This window comes from Massilia aurea (genome assembly GCF_014200505.1).
GTDB classification, from domain to species: Bacteria; Pseudomonadota; Gammaproteobacteria; order Burkholderiales; family Burkholderiaceae_D; genus Telluria; species Telluria aurea_B.
In genome coordinates this window covers 675,373-697,111 of sequence record NZ_JACHBX010000002.1, presented here as the reverse complement: position 1 = coordinate 697,111, position 21,739 = coordinate 675,373, and the positions used below count along the sequence as shown (strand labels likewise).

Annotated in this window: 25 protein-coding genes and 1 tRNA gene; 16 read left to right on the top strand and 10 right to left on the bottom strand. The window is 62.4% G+C overall.

Features of this window, described 5'->3' with window-relative positions; translation table 11 throughout:
* The first annotated feature begins 29 nt into the window (after positions 1–29).
* The 3 genes from HD842_RS12460 (at position 30) to HD842_RS12450 (ending at position 1,836) form a co-directional block, all read left to right on the top strand.
* Positions 30–458, top strand: a complete 429-nt coding sequence (locus HD842_RS12460; protein ID WP_183554839.1) for a CoA-binding protein — start codon at positions 30–32, stop codon at positions 456–458.
* Positions 459–525: 67 nt separating this feature from the next.
* Positions 526–1,119, top strand: a complete 594-nt coding sequence (locus HD842_RS12455) for a glutathione peroxidase (RefSeq protein ID WP_183554837.1) — start codon at positions 526–528, stop codon at positions 1,117–1,119.
* 105 nt (positions 1,120–1,224) lie between these two features.
* Entirely contained in the window at positions 1,225–1,836 is a 612-nt protein-coding gene (locus tag HD842_RS12450; RefSeq protein ID WP_183554835.1) for an OmpW/AlkL family protein, read from the top strand.
* On the opposite strand, the gene HD842_RS12445 is transcribed toward HD842_RS12450, so the two are convergent.
* The 5 genes from HD842_RS12445 to argB all read right to left on the bottom strand — a co-directional run bounded on the left by HD842_RS12445 (position 1,824) and on the right by argB (position 6,076).
* Positions 1,824–3,650, bottom strand: a complete 1,827-nt coding sequence (locus tag HD842_RS12445) for a chorismate-binding protein (RefSeq protein WP_183554833.1) — start codon at positions 3,648–3,650, stop codon at positions 1,824–1,826. The two genes, HD842_RS12450 and HD842_RS12445, sit on opposite strands and share 13 nt — an antisense overlap.
* Before the next feature lie 9 nt (positions 3,651–3,659).
* Complete coding sequence (gene slmA / locus HD842_RS12440; protein ID WP_183554831.1) at positions 3,660–4,238, bottom strand: nucleoid occlusion factor SlmA; 579 nt, start codon at positions 4,236–4,238, stop codon at positions 3,660–3,662.
* Positions 4,239–4,261: 23 nt separating this feature from the next.
* Positions 4,262–4,990 (bottom strand): pyrimidine 5'-nucleotidase, encoded by a 729-nt coding sequence (locus HD842_RS12435; protein ID WP_183554829.1) that lies wholly within the window; start codon positions 4,988–4,990, stop codon positions 4,262–4,264.
* A gap of 39 nt (positions 4,991–5,029) precedes the next feature.
* Positions 5,030–5,104 (bottom strand) — tRNA-Thr (locus tag HD842_RS12430).
* Positions 5,105–5,146: 42 nt separating this feature from the next.
* A complete protein-coding gene (gene argB / locus HD842_RS12425; protein WP_183554827.1) occupies positions 5,147–6,076 on the bottom strand; it encodes an acetylglutamate kinase in 930 nt (309 codons plus the stop codon).
* Positions 6,077–6,246: 170 nt separating this feature from the next.
* Between argB and HD842_RS12420 the strand changes: the two genes are divergently transcribed.
* Entirely contained in the window at positions 6,247–6,438 is a 192-nt protein-coding gene (locus tag HD842_RS12420; RefSeq protein WP_183554825.1) for a cysteine-rich CWC family protein, read from the top strand.
* 4 nt (positions 6,439–6,442) lie between these two features.
* On the opposite strand, the gene HD842_RS12415 is transcribed toward HD842_RS12420, so the two are convergent.
* Both HD842_RS12415 and HD842_RS12410 read right to left on the bottom strand, forming a co-directional pair.
* Positions 6,443–7,549 (bottom strand): extracellular catalytic domain type 1 short-chain-length polyhydroxyalkanoate depolymerase, encoded by a 1,107-nt coding sequence (locus HD842_RS12415; protein ID WP_183554824.1) that lies wholly within the window; start codon positions 7,547–7,549, stop codon positions 6,443–6,445.
* A 144-nt stretch (positions 7,550–7,693) separates the two neighbouring features.
* Positions 7,694–8,173, bottom strand: coding sequence for a hypothetical protein (locus HD842_RS12410; protein ID WP_183554822.1), 480 nt, complete (start codon positions 8,171–8,173; stop codon positions 7,694–7,696).
* Positions 8,174–8,284: 111 nt separating this feature from the next.
* Between HD842_RS12410 and HD842_RS12405 the strand changes: the two genes are divergently transcribed.
* Together HD842_RS12405 and HD842_RS12400 are read left to right on the top strand one after the other, a co-directional pair.
* The gene (locus HD842_RS12405; protein WP_183554821.1) at positions 8,285–8,479 is read left to right on the top strand and encodes a DUF1289 domain-containing protein; all 195 of its coding nucleotides are present in this window, start codon (positions 8,285–8,287) and stop codon (positions 8,477–8,479) included.
* Between the two features lie 88 nt (positions 8,480–8,567).
* Positions 8,568–9,521, top strand: coding sequence for an NAD(P)H-dependent flavin oxidoreductase (locus tag HD842_RS12400; RefSeq protein WP_183554819.1), 954 nt, complete (start codon positions 8,568–8,570; stop codon positions 9,519–9,521).
* Positions 9,522–9,875: 354 nt separating this feature from the next.
* Here the strand turns inward: HD842_RS12400 and HD842_RS12395 are convergent, their stop codons facing one another.
* Positions 9,876–10,475 (bottom strand): hypoxanthine-guanine phosphoribosyltransferase, encoded by a 600-nt coding sequence (locus HD842_RS12395; protein ID WP_183554817.1) that lies wholly within the window; start codon positions 10,473–10,475, stop codon positions 9,876–9,878.
* 144 nt (positions 10,476–10,619) lie between these two features.
* On the opposite strand from HD842_RS12395, the gene HD842_RS12390 reads away from it, so the two are divergent.
* The 9 genes from HD842_RS12390 to HD842_RS12350 all read left to right on the top strand — a co-directional run bounded on the left by HD842_RS12390 (position 10,620) and on the right by HD842_RS12350 (position 17,281).
* Positions 10,620–12,461: an aminopeptidase P family protein gene (locus HD842_RS12390; protein WP_183554815.1), complete on the top strand. Its 1,842-nt coding sequence runs from the start codon at positions 10,620–10,622 to the stop codon at positions 12,459–12,461.
* A 1-nt stretch (position 12,462) separates the two neighbouring features.
* On the top strand, positions 12,463–12,729 hold the full coding sequence (locus HD842_RS12385; RefSeq protein ID WP_183554813.1) for a hypothetical protein: 267 nt from the start codon (positions 12,463–12,465) through the stop codon (positions 12,727–12,729).
* Between the two features lie 24 nt (positions 12,730–12,753).
* On the top strand, positions 12,754–13,494 hold the full coding sequence (locus tag HD842_RS12380; protein WP_183554811.1) for an MgtC/SapB family protein: 741 nt from the start codon (positions 12,754–12,756) through the stop codon (positions 13,492–13,494).
* Positions 13,495–13,554: 60 nt separating this feature from the next.
* Entirely contained in the window at positions 13,555–14,133 is a 579-nt protein-coding gene (locus HD842_RS12375) for a DUF924 family protein (RefSeq protein ID WP_183554809.1), read from the top strand.
* 10 nt (positions 14,134–14,143) lie between these two features.
* On the top strand, positions 14,144–14,977 hold the full coding sequence (locus tag HD842_RS12370) for a Rossmann-like and DUF2520 domain-containing protein (protein ID WP_370660830.1): 834 nt from the start codon (positions 14,144–14,146) through the stop codon (positions 14,975–14,977).
* A 40-nt stretch (positions 14,978–15,017) separates the two neighbouring features.
* The gene (locus tag HD842_RS12365; protein ID WP_183554807.1) at positions 15,018–15,395 is read left to right on the top strand and encodes an MAPEG family protein; all 378 of its coding nucleotides are present in this window, start codon (positions 15,018–15,020) and stop codon (positions 15,393–15,395) included.
* 122 nt (positions 15,396–15,517) lie between these two features.
* Entirely contained in the window at positions 15,518–15,880 is a 363-nt protein-coding gene (locus tag HD842_RS12360) for a hypothetical protein (RefSeq protein WP_183554805.1), read from the top strand.
* 53 nt (positions 15,881–15,933) lie between these two features.
* Positions 15,934–16,530 carry an alpha-ketoglutarate-dependent dioxygenase AlkB family protein gene (locus HD842_RS12355; protein ID WP_183554803.1) on the top strand — a complete coding sequence of 199 codons (597 nt, stop codon included), beginning with the start codon at positions 15,934–15,936 and terminating at the stop codon, positions 16,528–16,530.
* Positions 16,531–16,708: 178 nt separating this feature from the next.
* Positions 16,709–17,281: a porin family protein gene (locus HD842_RS12350; protein WP_183554801.1), complete on the top strand. Its 573-nt coding sequence runs from the start codon at positions 16,709–16,711 to the stop codon at positions 17,279–17,281.
* 124 nt (positions 17,282–17,405) lie between these two features.
* Here HD842_RS12350 and HD842_RS12345 read toward each other — a convergent pair whose 3' ends face one another.
* A complete protein-coding gene (locus HD842_RS12345; protein WP_183554799.1) occupies positions 17,406–18,635 on the bottom strand; it encodes a hypothetical protein in 1,230 nt (409 codons plus the stop codon).
* 294 nt (positions 18,636–18,929) lie between these two features.
* On the opposite strand from HD842_RS12345, the gene HD842_RS12340 reads away from it, so the two are divergent.
* A complete protein-coding gene (locus HD842_RS12340; protein ID WP_183554797.1) occupies positions 18,930–19,865 on the top strand; it encodes a glycosyltransferase family 2 protein in 936 nt (311 codons plus the stop codon).
* A gap of 151 nt (positions 19,866–20,016) precedes the next feature.
* Here HD842_RS12340 and ettA read toward each other — a convergent pair whose 3' ends face one another.
* Positions 20,017–21,684 (bottom strand): energy-dependent translational throttle protein EttA, encoded by a 1,668-nt coding sequence (gene ettA / locus HD842_RS12335; RefSeq protein ID WP_183554795.1) that lies wholly within the window; start codon positions 21,682–21,684, stop codon positions 20,017–20,019.
* Positions 21,685–21,739 lie beyond the last annotated feature (55 nt).

Genomic DNA, 21,739 nt, shown 5'->3' with positions numbered 1-21,739 from the left:
CATCACAACGACATTCACGCCCAGCCACCATGCGCACCATTGCCCGGATTCTCGAAGAGAGCACCACCATCGCCATCGTCGGCCTGTCGAACAAGCCGGAGCGGGCCAGCCACGAAGTGGGCGCCTACCTGCAGCAGCACGGCTACCGCATCCTGCCAGTGAACCCCCAGTACGCCGGCGAGACCATCCTCGGCGAGCCCGTGTTCGCCACGCTGCAGGACGCTGCCGCCTCGCTCGCAGACAGTGGCCAGCGTATCGACGTCGTCGATTGCTTCCGCAAGTCGGAAGACATCGGCCCGATCGCGCGCGATGCGATCGCCGTGGGGGCAGGGTGCCTGTGGATGCAGCTCGAGATCGAGAACCAGGTTGCCGCCGATCTGGCACGCGCCGCCGGCCTGGATGTGGTGATGAACCACTGCATCAAGATCGAGCACCGCAGCCTTCAGGCAAGTGCCTGAAAAGCGGCGCGTGGCGTCGCTGCCCGCGCTACAATCGCTGCTACTTCCACCTCGTCAATACCACGCCATGATCAAGACCATTGCCCTGCTGCTCGCCGCCAGCGCCGCCGCCAGCGTCATTCCGCCCGCCAGCGCGCAGGCTGCACCTGCTGCACCAACGCCGGCATTGAACAAAACGCCGGCCGCCTGTCCGGCAGTGCTCAAGCACAGCTTCAAGCGCCTGCAGGACGAAGCGCCGCAAGACCTCTGCCAGTACAGCGGCAAGGTGGTCCTGGTGGTCAACACGGCCAGCTACTGCGGCTTTACCAAGCAGTACGAGGGCCTGGAAAAGATCTACGCCAAATACGGCAGTCGCGGCCTGGTGGTGCTGGGCTTCCCGTCGAACGACTTCGGCCAGCAGGAACCGGGCAACGCCAAAGAAATTGCGGACCTCTGCTACAACACCTACGGCGTGAAGTTCCCGATGTTTGCCAAGACGTCGGTCAAGGGACCGGACGCCAATCCGCTGCACGCGCAGCTGATCAAGGCAACGGGCAAGGAACCGAAGTGGAACTTCACCAAGTACCTGATCGGGCGCGACGGTAAAGTGCTCGAGTATTTCCCGAGCAAAGTGACGCCGGAAGACCCGCAACTGGTCGGTCAGATCGAGAAAGCGCTGTAACTTTACAGGCAACATGGTCATTTTGATGTGGATCAACGTTTTTTTGGGTCCACATCAATAAGCTTACTTTCGTGGCAGTAATTTAAAAACGAAAGGTAAGAACCAATGACAACGATGTTGAAATCCGTAGTGGTGGCCCTGATTGCCGTGGCATCTGCACAGGCGCTGGCCCAGGAATCGCCGTGGCTGGTGCGTGCACGCGCCATCCAGATGGAGCCGGACAACAAGTCGAGCCCGGTTGGTGGTGTGGGCGCGGCAGACACGATCAAGGTCAGCAACAAGACCATCCCCGAGCTGGATATCAGCTACTTCTTCACGCCGAACTTCGCGGCGGAACTGATCCTGACCTATCCGCAGAAGCACAATGTGACGCTGGCCGGCACCAGGATTGGCAGCTTCAAGCACTTGCCGCCGACGCTCAGCGCGCAATACCACTTTGCACCGGGCGCCACGTTCAATCCGTACGTGGGCGTGGGCGTGAACTACACGCGTATCTCGAGCGTCAAGCTGCTCGATGGCGCGGCTGACCTGGAGAATGACAGCGTCGGGCTGGCGCTGCAGGCTGGCGTCGACTTCCGCCTGGACGAGCACTGGTCACTCAACGCCGACATCAAGCGCGTGAACATCCGCAGCGACGTGATTGTCGGTGGCGCCAATATCAGCCACCTGAAAGTCGATCCGATGCTGTTCGGCCTGGGTGTCGGTTACCGCTTCTGAAGAAGTACGGCGCGCAGCGGCCCACGCAGCGCGTTGCAGACGACGATGTCGTCGGCCGCTTCGAGCATTGCGCGCGTGATCACGCCTTCGCGCGCATGCCATGCGGGCGCTGCCAGCAGCACGCCCCGCATGACGCCTGGCAGCACGCCACAGGCCAACGGCGGCGTGATCCACGCATCCCCCATGCGCACGAACACATTGCTGCGCCCACCTTCCGTCAATTCACCGCGCTCGTTGAAGAACAGCGCATCGAACGCGCCGCGCGCTTCGGCCGCCTGCCAGGCCGCGTCGTAGCGGCTGCGGCGGCTCGTCTTGTGACGCAGGAAGATGTCGCTACTGGTCGTCGGTTCGTCGGCCAGCACCACCAGCACCGGCTCCTGCAGCGGCGCCAGCACGCCCGATGTGATGGTCAGCGCGCCGGCCGCATCGATGGCAAGGCGCATGCGGTAAGTGCTGTCGGTTGGCAGCGCCAGGCAGGCAGCGTCCAGGGCGGCATGCGCGGCGCCGGGGTCAAACGGGACACCGAAATAGCGGCACGATGCGCGCAAGCGCTCGAGGTGCTGTTCGACGTGCCCGCAACCGTGCTCGCGTGAGGTGCGCAGCGTTTCGAAGATCGTGACATCGTTGCGCAGTCCGGTCAGGAAGCCTGCTTTCAACTGGCACTCCGCGAATTCGTCGTGCGCTTCGCTGTCGTGGACAATGCCGGCGCCGACACCCAGCTCGCCGCGCCGTATGCCGTTCTCTGGTGCCGCCAGCGCCAGCGTGCGAATCGGCACCGACAGGCAGAAGTCGCCGAACGCATGGCCTTGTGGCGCCGGATCGAACCAGCCGATCGCGCCGGTATAGACGCCGCGCGCATCCGGTTCGAGGTCGTGAATGATTTCCATCGCGCGGCGTTTGGGCGCGCCCGTGATCGAGCCGCACGGGTACAGCGCGTCAAACACATCCACCAGCGCCGCATCGGGCTTCAGGCGCGCCTGCACCGTGGACGTCATCTGCAGCACGGCGCCGTAGCGCTGCACGTCAAACAGCACGGGTGTCTGCACGCTGCCCGTGACCGCCACGCGGCCCAGGTCATTGCGCAGCAGGTCGACGATCATCAGGTTTTCGGCGCGGTTCTTGGTGTCCTGCGCCAGGTCGTGCGCGCGCGCAGCATCGATGGTGGCGTCACCGCTGGCGCGCGCCGTGCCCTTCATCGGTCGCGCCTGCAGGACGCCATCGGCGTGGCGCACGAACAGCTCGGGCGAGAACGACAGCAGCGCGCGGCCATCCGGCAGCGCCACCAGCGCGCCATACGGTACCGGCTGACGTGCACGCAGGCGCGTATACAGGGCGACGAGCGGGCCGAAGGCATCAAAGCGCAAGCGATACGTGTAGTTGACCTGGTAGGTGTCGCCCGCCTCAATGAGTGCGCGGATGCGGCCGATGGCCTCGACGAATTGGGATTCGTCGACATTGGCCGTGATGCCGGCCACGCCGGCAATCTGGTCCGGGCCGGCGCTGCGCGTGGCGAGCCACGATGCGACCTGCTCGCCCGTCAGGTGGTCGCAGTGCGAAAACAGCAGCACCTGCGCCAGCGGTCCGTCGAGGGCGCGCGCCGGCAGGTTCTGCAGGTGCGCGCCAAGTTCGTACGTCAGCAGCGGCACCGCATACAAACCCTGCTGCAGCGCGGTTTGCAGGGCCGCCAGCAGCGGCGGCCAGCCGCTGGCATCATCACAGGTCAGCGTGCCGGCATGGCCGCGGTAGAGCCGCGAACGGGCTTCGTGCGTGGCGCGCGCATCGTCGAGCAGTGCAAAGACTTCACCAGTATCCATCCCCGGATTTTACGCTGCCAGCAGCAACGACAGGTGCAGCGGCGTGCCTTCCACGGGACTGACCTTGAAGCCGCTCTTGGCAAAGCGGTGCCAGCGGCCGGTGACGTAATTCATCAACAGGCTCGCGCGGCCGGCGACGTCGGCTTCCTGGCCATGGCCCTGCGTGACGGCCACGCGCAACGCCCCTTTGAATGCCAGCTCGACCTTGTCGTAAAACGCATTCATGCGGTGCTGCAGGCGTTCGTCTTCGTTCACCAGCGCGTCGCCGATCAGCACGCGCGTCATGCCCGGATTGTTCGCGGCAAAGCCGAGCAGCATCTGCACGATCGCGCGCGTCTGATCCAGGCCGCCTTCTTCGTTTTCAGTAATCTGGTTGATGACGCCAAATACCGAGGTCTCGATGAACTCGATCAACCCCTCGTACATCTGGGCTTTGCTGGCAAAGTGGCGGTACAAGGCCGCTTCAGAGACGCCCAGGCGCGCGGCCAGTGCGGCGGTGGTGATTTTCTCGCCCTTGGGCTGCTCGAGCATCGCGGCCAGGGCCTGAAGGATTTGCAGCTTGCGCTGGCCGGGCTTCGTGCTTGCCATGGGATCCCTAGGTGGTTAATCGTTTAACGCAGCCTCGACAGCCGCGCAGGAAGTTGCCGCACGGATTTTACTTTGACATTGACGTAACCGGGGCATTTCAATGTCCTCGGCAAAGGCGCGGTGCCGATCGGATCGCTCACACGCAGGTATTGGGTGACCCAGACAGTGCGCAGGCCCAGCTGGCGCGCGGTGCGCAGATTGGCCAGCGTGTCTTCGACCAGGATGCAGCGCTGCGCAGCCACGCCATGCTTGCGCAAGAGGCGGCGCAGCATCAGCTTGGACGGCTTGGGCCGCAACTGGCGGTGCACGTGCATGTGCTCGATCGCCACGTGGTGCGAGAAATGGTTGTGCAGCTTCAGGCGGCGCACGATCTCGGTCGAGTACGAGTTGGGCGCATTGGTCAGCAGGATCTTGCGGCCCGGCAGGCGGCGCAACAGGCGGCCCAGGCCGCGCTCGAAGCGCAGCAGCTCGGCCAGCGGGCCGATATCGTGCGTCTGGCGCAGGAAGTCGGCCGGGCACACCTGGTGATGGCGCATCATGCCGAGCAGGGTGGCGCCGTAGCGCTTCCAGTACCCGACGCGCGCGGCATTGATCATCGCTTGCGTGGCAGTTTCGCCGTTCTGGCTCAGCACGCGCGCGATATAGGTATTCATGTTGGCGCTGATCGCCGGAAAAATCGCATGCGATGCGTCGTGCAGGGTGTTGTCGAGGTCAAATAACCAGACAGGTGCGCGGGGTAGGGAAGTGGCCACGGTGCGAGGCGTTGGTAAAGCAGAGGGGAGGTGAAGCGATGGTGCCCTTTACGTGGATTGAACACGTGGCCTCTCCCTTACCAAGGGAGTGCTCTACCACTGAGCTAAAAGGGCGGTACTGGTTTTTCTGTGGCGATTGTTTCCGCCACAAAAAATTTAATGAGACCGGATCATAGTGCCAAAAGCCTGTTCGGTCAAGACTTCGAGCAGCAATGAGTGTTCGATCCGGCCATCGATGATGTGCACGGTGTTCACGCCCGATTTGGCAGCGTCGAGGGCTGATGAAATCTTGGGCAGCATGCCGCCCGAGATCGTGCCGTCGGCGAACATCTCGTCGATCTCGCGCGCCGAAAGGTCTGTGACGAGGTTGCCCGATTTATCTTGCACGCCGGCGATGTTGGTCATCATGATCAGCTTTTCGGCCTTCAGGATTTCGGCGATCTTGCCGGCGACGACGTCGGCATTGATGTTGTAGGCCTGGCCGTCCTGGCCAAAGCCGATCGGCGAAATGATCGGGATGAACGCGTCGTCCTGCAGCGCCTTGACGACGGCCGGGTTGATGGCGTCGATCTCGCCAACAAAACCGATGTCGAGGAACTCGCCCGGTTTTTCCTTGTCAGGCATGGCCATGCGGCGCGCGCGAATCAGGCCGCCATCCTTGCCGGTCAGGCCCACGGCCTGGCCACCGTAGTGGTTGATCAGCATGACGATGTCCTGCTGGACTTCGCCGCCCAGCACCCACTCCACCACTTCCATGGTTTCTTCGTCGGTGATGCGCATGCCCTGCACGAACGTGCCTTGCTTGCCGATTTTTTTCAGCGCGTTGTCGATCTGCGGGCCGCCGCCGTGCACCACGACCGGATTCATGCCCACCAGCTTGAGCAGGATGACGTCGCGCGCGAAGCCGTGCTTGAGGCGCTCGTCGGTCATGGCGTTGCCGCCGTATTTGATGACGATGGTCTTGCCGTGGAAATTACGGATGTACGGAAGCGCTTCGGCCAGGATCTGCGCCTTGATCGCCGGGGAGACGCCCGCGAGGTCGTTTGGTTGGTCGTCGGTAGTCAGGCTGGTCACTTGAGCGTTCATGGAGAGTCCGAAATAATTGTCGCGAGATTTTACAGCCAAATGCCGTAAAAACAGCGTAAACCTTGTGGGGAGTGAGCGGCGTTTCGTTGTATTTTATAGCAGTACCCACCACTCTACTCCTGCCATGCCATTCCCGCCGTTCGCCATTCATCTTCAACGCTGTTCAGACCATGAGTCATTGCACGCGCTGCGGCGCCCCGTTCAGCTGCGCCATGGCCGATGGCGACAGCGCGCCGTGCTGGTGTACGGCGTTGCCGCCGGCCGTGGCGGTGCCGCAGGAAGCGGTCGGCTGCTGGTGTCCGGCCTGTCTGCGCGCCCACATTGCCGCGCAGGACCAGCCCCCAGCTGCCGCACCGCCCTGACGGCTCAGCGCTGGGTGCGGAAGAAGCGCATCATTTCGCGGCTGGCGTCAGGCCCCTTGCCGTCGGTATAGCTGCCGTTTGCCTGGCCACCCGACCACGCGTGGCCGGCGCCATGCACCAGCCAGTGTTCTGCCTGCACGGTGCCATCGGTGGCCGGATACAGCGTGCGCGTGTAGGCATGGCCGTCCGGCACGTTGCCCGGTTCGGTCGTGCCCGGCTGCGGCAAATGGCGTGCGCCCTGCGCTACTACTTCTTCGCCATTGGCCGGGTGCACTGTCGTATCGCGGTCGCCATGGAACACAATCACAGGCAGTGGCTGGTTCTCGAGCTGGCTGCGGCGGAAGTCACCCTTCATCGCCGCCAGGGCCGACGACAGATCATTGGCTGACGCGAACGGTAAACCCGAATGCACGCCGACGGCAGCGTACAGGTCGGGATACAGCGTGCCCATGATGGTGGCCATCGCGCCGCCGGCGGACAGGCCGGCCACATACACCTGGCTCGCATCGACGCTGTAGGTGGCCATGATCGCCTGCGTCATGCCGGCGATGAGCGACGGCTCGCCTTCATCGCGGCGCTGGTCGACGGCGTTGAACCAGTTCCAGCAGCGCGACGGGTTGGCGCTTTTGCTTTGCGCCGGGTACAGCACCAGGCAGCCGACCTCTTCGGCCAGCACGTTCATCCCGGTGCCTGCGGCGAAGTCGTCCGGGTCCTGCGTGCAGCCGTGCAGCATCACCACCAGCGGCGCGGGGCCGCCCGTGTAGCTGGCTGGGATGTAGAGCTTGTAGTCGCGCGTGCCGGCGGCATTCGTGTGGCTGCCGGCGATGAAGGGGCCGGTCAGCGGCGCGCTGGCCGTTGCTGCGGGCGCGGCAGCAGGCGTGGCGGCAGCAGCAGCAGGGGCTGGCGCGGATTGCGGCGCGGATTCCGACGCGGATTCCGGTAGCGTCACCGTCAGCGTGAAATCACGCATCTGTTGGCGGGCGACCCGGTGCAACGCGTTGACGTTGCTCATCGCTTGCCGTACTGCTGCGCCTGGGGTCACCGGACCCGAGCGCCAGAGCGTTCGGGTAGCGCTGCGCATTTGCGCGAGCATGAGTCGGTTGAGTTTCATGGCATTCCTTTTTTGTGCACTGCACCAATTTCAGGCCATGAGCTTACACGAACCTTGCCAGCGTTGCCGAACGGCCCGTATATATGCTGCTGCGTTAGATACGGAACATTGATCTATGTGATCACATCAAGCGCCAACGCATGCTCAACCGCAGGTTTCCACGTATTCCACGGCCGGTTTGATGCCCGCACGCATGCGTTGCAGCTTGCCCTTGCTCGCTTCAAAGATCAGCGCCTTGTCCTTGCCCTGTGCGAGCGTCAGGTACTGGCCGTTTTCGTCATATTTGTGTGGCCCGACCTGCAATGCCGGACGATGGCGCTGCGCCTCCTTGACCGACATGCGCGCCGTGATACCGGCGCTGTTGCGCACGATCCGGTTGGCGTCCGCGCGCGTGATCACGCCGTTTTCAACCATGAAGCGCACATCGGGATACCGTTTGAAGGTCACCATCGAACAGGCCGGGTCGGCCGGGCGCGGCGCGGCGCGCTGGCCCAGCTGGCGCTCGACGGCGCTCAGCCGCTGGCCGAATCCGATCTTGCCGTAGCCGTCGGGAGAGAGGATCTGGCCAAAGGCGGTCGTGGACACGCCGAACAGGCCAGCCAGCAAAACAGAGCGTAATTTCATGGGCACCTCGTGCAAAGTCGCGTTGCCCCAGTATAGTAAAAGACAGGCAACACGCGGCGCTGGACTGCCAGCCGCGCGATAATGCCACTTTATTTTCCACCACTGCGAACGATGGCTCCCGAACTGCAAACCCCTGTACCGTCGCCTTGTATCAATATCTGCCAGATGGTCCCCGAGACGGGCTTGTGCCAGGGCTGCCTGCGCACCATCGATGAAATCGTCGCCTGGGGCACGGCCACGGATGATGCCAAACGCGCGATCTGGGCCGAGATCCGGCGCCGCGAGGGCGAGATCGACTGGCAGTAGCGATCGTTTAGAGGCAGGAATCTAGCACGGTCGTACTTTTTTCAGGGCTATAATCAGGCCCATCCTCCATCCACCACCGAGAGCTTCCATGACGATGCCCGCCGCGCTGCAAAACCTGTCCCTTCCTGTCATCGCTTCGCCGATGTTCATTGCCAGCGGCCCCGCGCTGGTGGCAGCCCAGTGCAAGGCCGGCATCGTCGGCTCGTTCCCGGCACTCAATGCCCGGCCGGCCGAGATGCTCGACGTCTGGCTGACCGACCTGCAGCGCGAACTGGCCGACTACGCCGCGGCCAATCCGGGCAAGAAGGTCGGCCCGATCGCCGTCAACCAGATCGTGCACCAGTCGAATGACCGCCTGGCGCATGACGTCGAAGTCTGCGTCAAGCACCAGATACCGATCATCATTTCGTCGCTGCGCGCACCGCCGCGCGAGATGATGGACGCCGTGCATTCGTATGGCGGCATCGTGCTGCACGATATCGTCTCGATCCGCCACGCCGAAAAGGCGCTGGAAGCGGGCGTCGATGGCCTGATCCTGGTGGCCGCTGGCGCTGGTGGTCATGCAGGCGCGCTGTCGCCGTTCGCGCTGGTGGGCGAAATCCGCAAGATGTTCAAGGGCCCGATCGCGCTGTCCGGCTCGATTGCCACGGGCGACGCAATCCTGGCCGCGCAGGCGATGGGCGCCGACTTTGCCTACATCGGTTCGCGCTGGCTGGCGACGAAGGAATCGAACGTCAGCGACGACTACCGCGATGCGATCGTCGAATCGACGGCAGCCGACGTCGTCTACACGAACCTGTTTACGGGCGTGCATGGCAACTACCTGAAAAAATCGATCGTCGCGGCCGGGCTGGACCCGGACAACCTGCCCGAATCGGACAAGAGCAAGATGAGCTTTGGTTCGGGCAGCGCCAAGGCCTGGCGCGACATCTGGGGCGCAGGGCAGGGTGTCGGCCTGATGGACGACGTGCCGACGGTGGCCGACATGGTCGCGCGCTTGACCGCGGAATACATGGCGGCGCGCGCGCGCCTCGCGCTTTAAATAGATGGGACACGCGCTCGCCGCGTGCTATCAACACATGGTGGCACGCGCGCGCCTCGCGTCATGAATACATGGTGGGGTACGCGCGCCTCGCGTCATGAATACATGGTGGCGTACGCGCGCCTCGCGTTATAAAGACATGGTGGCGTACGCGCGCCTCGTGTTATAAATACATGGTGGCGTACGACCGCCTCGCGCGTAGGGTGGACGGGTTCCCCGTCCACGCGTTCAAACCAGGTTGGCGCAGAGGTTTGTCGTAGCGAAGGGAAGCCGTTGGTTGAACGCGTGGAAGGCGTAGCCTTCCACCCTACGGCATCGTCACAGGCATCAGCACCGACACCGACACGGTCCGGCTCAGCCTGCCAATTCGGGTGCTGCCTGTTTCAAATCCTCGGGCCGGATCGTCCACAGTCCCGGCAGGTTGCGCCAGTAGCCGTACACGTCCATCCCGAAGCCGACGACGAACTTGTTCGGCAAGCTCAAGCCGATCAGGTCGGCCGTGATCGGCTTGGCGCGGCCCAGGTCCTTGTCGGCAAACACCACGACCATCACTTCGGCCGCGCCCATGTCCAGCAGGCGCTGCTTGACGTGGGCCAGCGTCTCGCCTTCGTCGAGGATGTCGTCGACCAGCAAAATCGTGCGACCCGCCACGTTCTGGCGCGGGATCACTTTCCACACCAGTTCGCCGCCACGGTCATCGTCGCCGTAGCGGCTCACGTGGATGTAGTCGAAGTCGAGCGGGAAGGCCAGTTGCGGCAGCAGGGTGCCGGTGAACACGACCGCGCCGCCCATCACGCCCAGCACGAGCGGAAATTCGGTGGCGCCCGGCGCAGCAAAGCGCGCATTGAGCTGGTCGGCGACGCTGGTAACAGCGGCCTGGACTTCAGTCGGAGTGACGATCTGCGTGGCGTTCGCCAACAGCGCGCGGGCGCGCTCATGATGAAAATCGAGCATGGGTCTCTATGTCTGGTGGATGCCGCGCCATTATGCGTGATCCCCGGGCTGGAGGGTGTTCCGGTTGGGGCGCCCCGCGTATGTCGGCGACGCCAAATGGGGCGTATCATACGCAGCTTGGAAAACAAATCGACGCCTTCGCCCATGTCCGCAGCCACCGAACAAGACCGCACTTCCCTCGATTCCCAGACCCTCCGCGCCGACCGGCTCGCGCAACTGCGCGCCGCCATGGCGCGCCACGGCATCGACGCCGTCATCGTGCCGTCGAGCGATCCGCACCTGTCGGAATACCTGCCCGGTCACTGGAAGGGCCGTGAATGGCTGTCCGGCTTCACGGGCTCGGTCGGCACCTTCATCGCCACCGCGAAATTTGCCGGTGTCTGGACCGATGGCCGCTACTTCACGCAGGCCGACACCGAACTGGCCGGCACCGAGATCGCGCTGATGAAGATTCCGGGCGCGGCCAGTCAGCTGCACGTCGACTGGCTCGCCGCCAACCTGGCCGCCGGCCAGACCGCCGCCGTCGATGCGCGCGTGCTGGGCCTGGCCGGTGCACGCCTGCTGGCCGACGCGTTGCAGGCCAGGGGCATCGTGCTGCGCACCGATCTCGACCTGCTGGACGATGTGTGGACCGAGCGCCCGGCGCTGCCGGCCGACGCCGTGTTCGAGCACCTGCCGCCGTTTGCCACCGTCACCCGCGCCGACAAGCTGCAGTCCACGCGCGCGGCGATGGAAGCGCATGGTGCCGGCTTCCATTTCGTCTCGACGCTCGACGACATCGCCTACCTGTTCAACCTGCGCGGCGCCGACGTCAGCTTCAATCCCGTGTTCCTGGCCCATGCGCTGATTGGCCGTGGCGACGCCACGCTGTTCGTTGGTGACGGCAAGGTGCCGGCTGAGGTGCGCGCGCGCCTGGAAGCCGACGACGTGCACCTGGCGCCATACGAAAACGCCGTGCATGCGCTCGAAGCGCTGCCGGAAGGCGCGACGCTGCTGCTCGATCCGCGCCGCGTCACGGCCGGCATGCGCGCGAGCGTGGCCAGTGGCGTGAACGTGGTCGAGGCGATCAACCCCACCACGTTCGCCAAGTCGCGCAAGCTCGATAGCGAGGCCGTCAACGTGCGCGCCACGATGGAGCAGGACGGCGCCGCGCTGTGCGAATTCTTCGCCGCGCTCGAGCCGCTGCTGGCGGACGCAAACCGTAGTGCAATCAACGAAGTCGACATCGACACGCGCATCACCGCTGCCCGCGCGCGCCGCCCGAACTTCGTCAGCGCGAGTTTCTCGACCATCGCGGGCTTCAACAGCAATGGCGCGATCATGCATTACCGCGCTGAAGCCGCCACCTGCGCCACGATCGAAGGCGACGGCCTGCTGCTGATCGACTCGGGAGGCCAGTACCTGGGCGGCACCACCGACATCACGCGCGTGATCCCGGTCGGCACGCCAAGCGCCGACCAGCGGCGCGACTACACGCTGGTGCTGAAAGGCCTGATCGCGCTGTCGAGCGCCCACTTCCCGCGCGGCACCCGCGCACCGCTGCTCGACGCGATCGCACGCGCCCCGATCTGGGCCGCCGGCATCGACTACGGCCACGGCACCGGCCATGGCGTCGGCTACTTCCTGAACGTGCACGAAGGTCCGCAGACGATTTCGCCGGCCGTGCCGCCGGACCAGCATACCGCGATGGAGCCGGGCATGATCACGTCGATCGAGCCAGGCATCTATCGCCCGGGCCGCTGGGGCATCCGTATCGAAAACCTGGTGCTCAATGTCGCCGCGAACAAGACCGAATTCGGCGAATACCTGGCCTTCGAGACGCTCACCCTGTGCCCGATCGACACCCGCTGCCTCGATCGTTCGCTGCTGCGCCCTGACGAAATCGTCTGGCTCAACGACTACCACGCCACCGTGCGTGCGCGCCTGACGCCCCACGTCGAAGGCGCCGCGTTCGAGTGGCTCATGCTGCGCACGGAGGCAATCTGACATGGCAAGTTCCCGTTCCACACGCGCCAGCAGCGCGGTCGACCGTCTCAAGCAGCGCACCGGTAATCCGCTGTACTCGATGGCGCGCACCGGCGATGGCCACTTCTACCTGTCCGAAGCGCCCGGCAGCCCGCCGCTGTGCGCACCGATGGAGCTCGACGACTTCGTCACCTTCGTCAAGGGCCTGGGGCCGCAGGAGCAACCGCGCATGAGCAAGAACGACATCGCGTTCGAAAAGCAGCTGGTGCGCAAGAAGCCGCCGGCCTGAGCGCGCCCACACGCTGACACGCGCATGACGGAACGCGACCTGCTCTCGGCCTACTGGTCCGGCCGGGAATTGTTCACCAATGGCCTGATCCTGCTGCATCTGCTCGGGGCCTTGCTGCTCGGGCTCCTGGTCGGCTACGAGCGCGCCTACCATGGGCGCGCGGCCGGGATGCGCACGTATGGCCTCGTGTGCATGGCGTCGGCAGCGCTGACGATCCTCGCGGGCTACCCCGAGATCTGGTACGGCGGCCATGCGGGCATGGTCGCCGTCGATCCGACCCGGATCATCCAGGGCGTGGTCACCGGCATCGGCTTTCTCGGCGCCGGCGTCATCATGCGCGAAGGCTTCAATATCAGCGGCCTGACGACGGCCGCGTCGATCTGGACCTCGTCGGTCATCGGCATCCTGGTCGGCATCGGCTTTTATCTGGCCGCGATGGGGCTGGCCTTTCTGGCGTCGATGATCATGATTTACCTGAACCGCCTGGAGACGCTGCTGCCGTCGCGCCACGCGGTGGCGGTGCGGATGCGTTTTCGGCCTGAGTTCCTGCCGCGCGAAGCGGCGATCCGCGAACTGGCGCTGTCGCGTGGCTATGAAATCGCCGGCAGTTCGCTCACCATCAGCAGTGACGATGGGCGCCAGGAATGGCGCTTCGTGGCGCTGGCGCTGTCACGCAAGACCGGCGCACCGTTGTCGGAACTGGCGCGCGAACTGGGCGCCACCGAGGGCGTCGAAGCGTTCCAGCTGTCGCACGCACGCAATTGATAACGCTGTAGTGCATAAAAATCTACTGCATCACCATAACAATACCAACGGGGTTTATTCATGGACGCACAAGAAGTTCTCGATTTCTGGTTCCTGCCAGCTTCCCATCCTGACCATGGCAAGGCGCGCGCCGAGTGGTACCGCAAGGATCCCGCGTTTGACGCCGTCATCCGCGAACGCTTCGGCACGACGATCACGCACGCGATTGCGGGCGGCTTGCGCGAGTGGGACGAGCAGGGTGCGCGCGGCGTGCTGGCGCGCATCCTGGTGCTCGACCAGTTCACACGCAATGTGTATCGCGGCGCGCCGGAATCGTTCGCCGGCGATGTGCTGGCATTGAGCGCAGCGCGCCAGATGGTCGACGCCGGCGAGCACATGGCGCTGGCACCCATCGAGCGCCAGTTCGTCTACATGCCGTTCGAGCATGCGGAAGACGCCGGCATGCAGCAGCTCGCCGTCGACCAGTTCACCGCGCTGGCCGCCGACCACGAGGGCTTCGACGAAGTGCTCGACTACGCGCACCGCCACCGCGGCGTGATTGCGCGCTTCGGCCGCTTCCCGCACCGTAATCCGATCCTGGGGCGCGCCTCGACACCCGAAGAACTCGACTACCTGAGCCAGCCCGGCGCCGGTTTCTGACGTGATATCGATGCTGACCCCGACGCTGAACCTGGTCGGCGCAGGCCATGTCGGCCGCGTGCTGGGGCGCCTGTTCGCCGCCAGCGGCGCGTTCGCGCTGCAGGATGTGCTGACCCGTTCGCCCGCCAGCGCGCAGGCGGCGGTGGCGTTCATCGGCGCTGGCCACGCCTGCACCGATGTTGCGCAGCTGCGCCCGGCGCAAGTCTGGTTGCTGGCGGTGAGCGACGATCAGATCGAGCCGGTCGCTGCGCAGCTGGCGCAGACGCACGACCTGACTGGCGCGGTGATGTTCCACTGCAGCGGCGCGAAAGCATCGACTGCGCTGCAGGCGGCGCGTGCAGGCGGCGCACTGGTGGCCAGCGTGCATCCGATCCGCAGCTTTGCCGATCCACAGCAGGTGGCGCGCGAATTCGCCGGCACCTTCTGCGGCATTGAGGGTGATGCAGCAGCGCTGGCGTTGCTCGGACCCGCATTCGAGACCATCGGCGCGCGCCTCGTGCCGATCGACGGGGCGGCCAAGACGGTCTATCACGCGGCGGCCGTGTTTGCGTCGAACTACCTGACCACGGTGCTCGACGCGGCGCTGCGCGCCTACCAGGCCGCCGGGATTCCCGAAGCGGTGGCGCGCGAACTGGCGCAACCGCTGGCTACCGAGACGCTGGCCAATGTGTTTCGCCTCGGGCCTGCCGCAGCGCTCAGCGGCCCCATTGCGCGTGGCGACCTTGCCACCGTGGCGCGGCAGGAACAGGCATTGCTGGACTGGGACGAGGCCACGGGCCGCCTGTACGGCGCGCTGGTGCCGCCCACGACCGACCTGGCGCGGCGCAAGCACGGCGCCACCTGATCACCACAACGTTTCACGACGCTCATCGCAAAGGAACACCATGATCTTCACCGCCTGGACCACGCTGGCCATTCTTGCTGTCTATTTCTGGACTTGGGGCAATGCTGCGCGCGCCCGCATCCAGTTCAAGGTGCCGGCCCCGTCAATGGATGGTCCCGAAGGCTTTTTGCGCGCCCATCGTGTCCAGATGAATACGCTCGAATTGCTGCCGTTGGTGCTCGTGCCCCTGTGGCTGTGCGCCATGTTCCTGGGTGACATGTGGGCGACTGCCGGGGGCCTGCTGTGGTGTGTGGGCCGGATTTTGTATGCGCTGAGTTACTACCGCGATCCGGCCAAGCGCGAAATCGGCTTCATCGTGAGCATGCTGGCCAGCGCCGCGTTGATTGGCGCCACAGTTTTCGGCCTGGTCATGCGGTAAACCGGATAAAGCGAAAACTTCGGTCGACAAAGTTCCCATATGGAAATATGCTGGCAGGCTGATTAACTGAAAAGCGATCCGCGAACTATCTCGCGGGTCACTAGCGCGCCAGGAGCACCGTGATGCTGTTTTTGAAAAGTACGACCGCCACCAAGGCGCCTGGGATCTACGAAGTGGATGTCGCGGCCAAGCCGCCGGGCAAGACCTTCGGTGTATTCCTGGCCACCGATCCGGACAATCCGCCACATACCGTGCTTGCCGGTCTGGCCGAGCTGGGTTTCCAGAACGTCCATCAGCAAAATTATATTCACCGCGACAGGGGCAAGGTGCTGGAGCTGCATTTCCAGAAAGATGGCACCGACCTGTTCAAGGGCTGGAAAACGGACGAGTGCAGCGCCAATCTGGCGGCGCTCGATGCCTTGTTCGGCAATGTCGGCATCAAGATCGAGCCACGCGTCATGAGCCTGGCGGAAGCCTACGCATAAGCCATGCGAGAATGACGCCATGGTGGCCTTCACCATGCCTGGCGTGATTGTCGATGGATTTATTTGCACCGCAAGCGGGCCTGCTCCCGCTGCCGCTCGAAGATGGTGAACTGGGCTGGATGGCCCAGTTGCCACTACCCTGGTCCAACGCCGAGATCTTCGCGCGCCTGTTGGCCGAAACCGACTGGCGCGAAGAAACCGTGGTCGTGTACGGCAAGCGGCACCTGCAACCCCGGCTGAGTGCATGGTACGGCGACAAAGCCTATGCTTATTCCGGCCTGCGCCTGCAGGCGACGCCATTCACACCGTTGCTCACGATGTTGCGCGATGCCGTCGAGGCCGCGACGGCGTGCACCTTCAACAGCGTCCTGCTGAACTATTACCGCAACGAGCGTGACAGCATGGGCATGCACAGCGACGATGAGGCCGAATTGGGACTGCAGCCCGCCATCGCGTCACTCAGTTTTGGCGCGGAACGCACGTTTATCCTGAAACATAAACACAATAAACAAACGGTCCGGGTACCGTTGACCGATGGCAGCCTGCTGCTGATGGCGGGCGACACGCAACAATATTGGTTGCATGGGATCAATAAGATGACAAAATCGTTACAAGCCAGAATTAATCTAACTTTCAGGAACATCGTCTAAGTTCTCAGTAATATCGCTTAAAGGATGGCAAATATTACTTACTGATGGGTCATTTAGTTACACTTTCTTACAGTTCTTACGGAATCGCGACGGACTTGATCTTTCGACAGTGTTATCTTGACCCTATCGCGATTCATTGTGAATCACGAACTAGATGAACAAAAAGAGGAATTTAGAGATGAAAAAGCTGATCGTCGCCCTGCTCGCCACCACCGCCGCTGTGTCGGCTGTCCAGGCCCAAGAATTCACCCCGCGCGCCTACGTCGGCGCCGGTGCAGTCGCTACCGACTATGAGTCGCGCGTTCCAGGCGCAAGCCGCGCTGATGTCGATACCATCAAGGCATCGGGCAAGATCTTCGGCGGCTACGAGTTCACCCCGAACTGGGCTGTTGAAGTCGGTCACACCGATTTCCGTAGCGCCGACGTGTACTACACGCTGGGCAATGTGAACGCCAGCGGCCAGGCCGACGGCCGTGCCAGCTACGTCGCTGCCAAGTTCAGCTCGCCGCTGACCGAAAAAGTTGTCGGCTACGCCAAGCTGGGCGCATCGCACAACGTCAATGAACTGAACGCGATCAACTCGCAGCTGAACCAGCGCGAAAGCAAGAACACCGCCTATGGCGCCCTGGGTCTGCAGTACAACATCAACCAGGACGTGTCGGTCATCGCTGAATACGAACGTTATGGCAAGAGCCGTGACTTCGGCGTCCAGCCAGATGCACTGACCATCGGTGCAAAATACTCGTTCTAAACAGACCGCGTAGCCAATAAAAAAGCCCTGCCGGGATTATTCCCGGCAGGGCTTTTTTTTGAAGCCGACTCGTATTCTGGTCGAACTCTATGGCCCGGTTGAACGTCAACCGAGCCATTTCTTTTCAAGACAGTGGCCGGTGCAATGGACGATCAGGTCTTGGTGATTGCTCACTGAACAAGCGAGTGAGAATGTCTTCCCACTGCGTCAGGACCTCAGCCGACAGTCTGCGGTGACTGGCGTTCTCGAGCGCGTTGGCCTTGATGGTCGAACGCATTGCCTCATTACGCAACATGAGATCCATCGCGCCATGCCAGCCGTCTGCCGTATTTTCACACAGCAATCCGGTAACGCCATGCAGCACGCTGTCAGCGTAGGGCCCTACGTTGCTATAGATCGCAGGAACCAGGCCAAAACCGTAATCAAGTGTCTTGATGTCTGACTTGGCGGAATTGAACTCGTTATCTCGCAACGGTGCGATCGCCATGGTCATATAGGAACACACGGCGCGGAACCAGCGGACGAACTCCGGATATTCTCCCTCGGGAGGCGCGATGTCACGCGCACCCGGCAGAAGGGCGCCACCGCCGATTTGGATAATTTCCAGGTCGGGATAGTCTTGACGCAAGCGTTCGACTGCCGGAAATATCAGTTGCAAGTCGTGCGAATGCGAGATGGTCCCCATATACAGAAGCTTGAGGTTGGGACTCATCAATCCATTGTCCTTGCCTATTTTTTCTACAAAGCTGGCAGGCAGTGGATCCGCCCAAATGGTCTCATCCAGGCCATTGGGCAGGATCGTCACGGTGCAGCCTATGGATTGCAGTATCTCTGCCAGGCGCCCGGTCGATACGGTAACCATGGCCGCTGCGCGGGCGAGTTGCTGCATCGAGCCTTTGTGCGCCTCCTTGATGCCATGATCGAGATGGTCCGCAGGAAGATTCCAGAGCCAGTCATCTATCTCATAAATCAGCGGGAGGTTCGCCGAACGCAGTGTATCGATGAGGGCATTGGTCATTTCTGGTGGCAGGGCATCGCGCTGTACCAACACGGCATCGACCTGAGCTGCTCCGCCATTCAACAGCCAGGCTGCCGTGACAGCGCGCGAGTCGACCGACATGCGCTGTCCAAGCATGCGAAAAGCGCGCAGTACCCGAATGTGCGCTGTGGCAGGGTGTGCATTCTTGCCCTTGATGACAAGCGCCACACGACGCACCGGCCTGGAACTGCCCCGCAATACCCCAGAGAATCCACGGGGCAGGAACACCGGCCCATGGTGACGCCATAGAAAATAGATGTTTCTACGTATCCGCTTTACAAGCAACGCAGCATGCGCCTGCATCTGGCCACTCATACGCAGCTTTCAGGAAAAACATCGGGTCGGTGTACAGGCATCGGATAAGTCAGAAAGGTAGTTAGTGCAGATAAAAAATCGATACTGCAGTACGATACCATTTTTAAAAGAAACTCTAGTTGTTAAATTTTCTATTGTGTAAAATGAAAGAATGTGTCTGTATGGGCACGTGGCATCCGCGCTACACCAGATGACACATCAATTTAGTTAACCTATCGCGTTCTCCAAGAACAGAACTGTCGGATCAGGTTCCAAGTAAAGTCGAAACGTCCAGAGTCATTTAAGGAAATCAAGATGAGCGCCAGGGTGTTCGTTGTAATCGTCACCTATAACGGAGCGAAGTGGGTCGAGCCGTGTTTTTCAAGTCTCCGCAAGTCGACTATCCCACTTGAAACGATTGTCATCGACAACGGTTCGACCGATGACACCCTGGCTCGAATCGAAGCAGGTTACCCCGAAGTGCAGATTGTCCGGACCGGGAAGAACCTGGGCTTTGGCAAGGCCAATAATGTGGGCATGGAGTTGGCTTATCAGCAGGGCGCCGACTATGTCTTCCTGCTGAACCACGATGCGTGGATCGAACCCGACGCGGTTGAACGACTGGTTACGGCACACCGCACCCATCCAGCCTACGGCGTCATCAGCCCGATGCACATGAACGGCGCTGGTGATGCGCTCGACTATGGCTTCTCGAACTACATCGCACCGAACAAATGCCATGGCCTGTATTCGGACATTTTCTTCGGCAAAGCTGGGGAGATCTACGACGTGTTGTTCGTGAATGCTGCTGCCTGGCTCATGTCACGCGAGTGCCTGGAAAAAGTGGGCGGTTTCAGTCCTTCTTTCTTCCATTATGGCGAGGACGACAACTACACCAATCGCTTGCAGTACCATCGCCTGAAACTCGGTGTCGCGCCGGGCGCGCGTATTTCTCATGACCGCGAGCAGCGTACCGTGAGCAAATTTTTTGAAGATGGCGAGGTGTACAGGCGTGAGTTGGTGCAGCGAAGTTCAGACCCGAACAAGGCCATTTCGTTTACGCGCGAAGCAGTCACGCTGTATGCCCACCTGGTACTCGGATTGCTCGGGCGCGACAGTAAGGCCGTCAAGCTGCAAATACGCAAGCTCAAGCTCTTCTCGGCAATGGACAAGAAGATGATCATCGCCAACCTCGAACGCAGCAAACAGGGCGATGCAGCTTTCCTGAACCTGCGCAACAGTGCGCCATAGCCGCTTCAGCGCCTGATCCTGTCGCGATCGCGTAGGCGTAGCAAAAAAAGGGCCGTTCAGAACGCAGTTGTCGCGAAAATTGGACACCCCGAACATGAAAAAGCCCGCCAAATGGCGGGCTTTTGCTAAGGGCGCATCGTCCCCGCGTCGATCAGGTCGTGAGCGGCTTGTAGCGAATCCGCTTCGGCTTGGCGCCTTCTTCACCCAGACGTTTCTTCTTGTCGGCTTCGTATTCCTGATAGTTACCGTCAAAGAAGGTCACTTGGGAATCACCCTCGAACGCCAGGATGTGGGTCGCGATGCGATCCAGGAACCAGCGATCGTGGGAAATGACCATCACGCTGCCAGCGAACTCAAGCAGGGCATCTTCCAGCGCGCGCAGGGTTTCGACGTCCAGATCGTTTGAAGGTTCATCGAGCAGCAGCACGTTGCCGCCTTGCAGCAGCGTCTTGGCCAGGTGCAGACGGCCGCGCTCACCACCGGACAGGTTGCCGACGATCTTTTGCTGGTCCGAGCCCTTGAAGTTGAAGCGGCCCAGGTAGGCGCGCGACGGCATTTCGAAACGGCCGACGCTGAGCATGTCGGCGCCGCCCGAGACGTCCTCGAACACGCTCTTGGCATTGGCCAGTTCGTCGCGGTGCTGGTCGACGATGGAGACGCGCGCGGTCTGGCCGATTTTGACCTCGCCGCTGTCCGGCTGCTCTTTGCCGGTGATCATTTTGAACAGCGTCGACTTACCGGCGCCGTTCGGGCCGATGATGCCGACGATCGCGCCTGGCGGCACGGTGAACGACAGGTTGTCGATCAAGAGACGGTCGCCAAAGGCTTTCGAGACGTTCTTGAATTCGATGACTTCATTGCCCAGGCGCTCGGCCACGGGAATGAAGATCTCCTGCGTCTCGTTGCGCTGCTGGTATTCGTACTCGGACAGTTCGTTGAAGCGCGCGAGGCGGGCTTTCGACTTGGCCTGGCGTGCCTTCGGATTCTGACGCGACCATTCGAGTTCTTTCGCCAGTGCTTTCTGACGGGCCGATTCGGTCGATTCTTCCTGCTTCAGGCGCGCCTGCTTCTGGTCCAGCCACGACGAGTAATTGCCCTTCCATGGAATGCCGCTGCCGCGGTCCAGTTCCAGGATCCATTCGGCAGCATTATCAAGGAAGTAGCGATCGTGGGTGATGCCGACCACGGTGCCCGGGAAGCGCAGCAGGAATTGCTCGAGCCACTCGACCGATTCTGCATCCAGGTGGTTGGTCGGTTCGTCGAGCAGCAGCATGTCGGGCTTCGAGAGCAGCAGCTTGCACAGCGCCACGCGGCGCTTTTCACCGCCCGACAGCACAGCGATCTTGGCATCCCACGGCGGCAGGCGCAGCGCGTCGGCGGCCATTTCCAGTTGCAGGTTCAGGTTGCCGCCGTCGGACGACGAGATGATCGCTTCCAGGCGTTCCTGCTCCTTGGCCAGCGCGTCGAAATCGGCGTCTTCTTCGGCGTACGCTGCATAGACAGCTTCGAGCTTGGCTTGCGCTTCGAACGCCTCGCCCAGGCCCGATTCCACCTCTTGGCGCACGGTTTTTTCAGGGTCGAGCTGTGGTTCCTGCGGCAGGTAGCCGATGTTCAGGCCCGGCATTGGACGGGCTTCGCCCTGGATGTCGGTGTCGATGCCGGCCATGATTTTCAGCAGGGTCGATTTGCCCGAGCCGTTCAGGCCCAGCACGCCGATTTTGGCGCCCGGGAAGAAGGACAGGGAAATGTCCTTCAGAATCTGGCGTTTCGGTGGGACGATTTTGCCCACGCGGTTCATGGTATAGACGTAATTGGCCATGCTTGTACTCTGGTGTTGTTCGAGGTGCACAGGATACGACAGAACCCGCAGCCAA

Excerpts from the sequence above, each read along its gene's own strand:
- HD842_RS12355 (WP_183554803.1), top strand. The coding sequence starts at position 15,934 with ATGGATTTATTTGCACCGCAAGCGGGCCTGCTCCCGCTGCCGCTCGAA.
- HD842_RS12365 (WP_183554807.1), top strand. The coding sequence starts at position 15,018 with ATGATCTTCACCGCCTGGACCACGCTGGCCATTCTTGCTGTCTATTTC.
- HD842_RS12400 (WP_183554819.1), top strand. The coding sequence starts at position 8,568 with ATGACGATGCCCGCCGCGCTGCAAAACCTGTCCCTTCCTGTCATCGCT.
- HD842_RS12415 (WP_183554824.1), bottom strand. The coding sequence starts at position 7,549 with ATGAAACTCAACCGACTCATGCTCGCGCAAATGCGCAGCGCTACCCGA.
- HD842_RS12350 (WP_183554801.1), top strand. The coding sequence starts at position 16,709 with ATGAAAAAGCTGATCGTCGCCCTGCTCGCCACCACCGCCGCTGTGTCG.
- argB (WP_183554827.1), bottom strand. The coding sequence starts at position 6,076 with ATGAACGCTCAAGTGACCAGCCTGACTACCGACGACCAACCAAACGAC.
- HD842_RS12410 (WP_183554822.1), bottom strand. The coding sequence starts at position 8,173 with ATGAAATTACGCTCTGTTTTGCTGGCTGGCCTGTTCGGCGTGTCCACG.
- HD842_RS12385 (WP_183554813.1), top strand. The coding sequence starts at position 12,463 with ATGGCAAGTTCCCGTTCCACACGCGCCAGCAGCGCGGTCGACCGTCTC.
- HD842_RS12395 (WP_183554817.1), bottom strand. The coding sequence starts at position 10,475 with ATGCTCGATTTTCATCATGAGCGCGCCCGCGCGCTGTTGGCGAACGCC.
- HD842_RS12360 (WP_183554805.1), top strand. The coding sequence starts at position 15,518 with ATGCTGTTTTTGAAAAGTACGACCGCCACCAAGGCGCCTGGGATCTAC.
- HD842_RS12445 (WP_183554833.1), bottom strand. The coding sequence starts at position 3,650 with ATGGATACTGGTGAAGTCTTTGCACTGCTCGACGATGCGCGCGCCACG.
- HD842_RS12370 (WP_370660830.1), top strand. The coding sequence starts at position 14,144 with ATGCTGACCCCGACGCTGAACCTGGTCGGCGCAGGCCATGTCGGCCGC.
- HD842_RS12420 (WP_183554825.1), top strand. The coding sequence starts at position 6,247 with ATGAGTCATTGCACGCGCTGCGGCGCCCCGTTCAGCTGCGCCATGGCC.
- HD842_RS12345 (WP_183554799.1), bottom strand. The coding sequence starts at position 18,635 with ATGAGTGGCCAGATGCAGGCGCATGCTGCGTTGCTTGTAAAGCGGATA.
- HD842_RS12390 (WP_183554815.1), top strand. The coding sequence starts at position 10,620 with ATGTCCGCAGCCACCGAACAAGACCGCACTTCCCTCGATTCCCAGACC.
- HD842_RS12340 (WP_183554797.1), top strand. The coding sequence starts at position 18,930 with ATGAGCGCCAGGGTGTTCGTTGTAATCGTCACCTATAACGGAGCGAAG.
- HD842_RS12405 (WP_183554821.1), top strand. The coding sequence starts at position 8,285 with ATGGCTCCCGAACTGCAAACCCCTGTACCGTCGCCTTGTATCAATATC.
- ettA (WP_183554795.1), bottom strand. The coding sequence starts at position 21,684 with ATGGCCAATTACGTCTATACCATGAACCGCGTGGGCAAAATCGTCCCA.
- HD842_RS12380 (WP_183554811.1), top strand. The coding sequence starts at position 12,754 with ATGACGGAACGCGACCTGCTCTCGGCCTACTGGTCCGGCCGGGAATTG.
- HD842_RS12455 (WP_183554837.1), top strand. The coding sequence starts at position 526 with ATGATCAAGACCATTGCCCTGCTGCTCGCCGCCAGCGCCGCCGCCAGC.
- HD842_RS12460 (WP_183554839.1), top strand. The coding sequence starts at position 30 with ATGCGCACCATTGCCCGGATTCTCGAAGAGAGCACCACCATCGCCATC.
- slmA (WP_183554831.1), bottom strand. The coding sequence starts at position 4,238 with ATGGCAAGCACGAAGCCCGGCCAGCGCAAGCTGCAAATCCTTCAGGCC.
- HD842_RS12375 (WP_183554809.1), top strand. The coding sequence starts at position 13,555 with ATGGACGCACAAGAAGTTCTCGATTTCTGGTTCCTGCCAGCTTCCCAT.
- HD842_RS12450 (WP_183554835.1), top strand. The coding sequence starts at position 1,225 with ATGACAACGATGTTGAAATCCGTAGTGGTGGCCCTGATTGCCGTGGCA.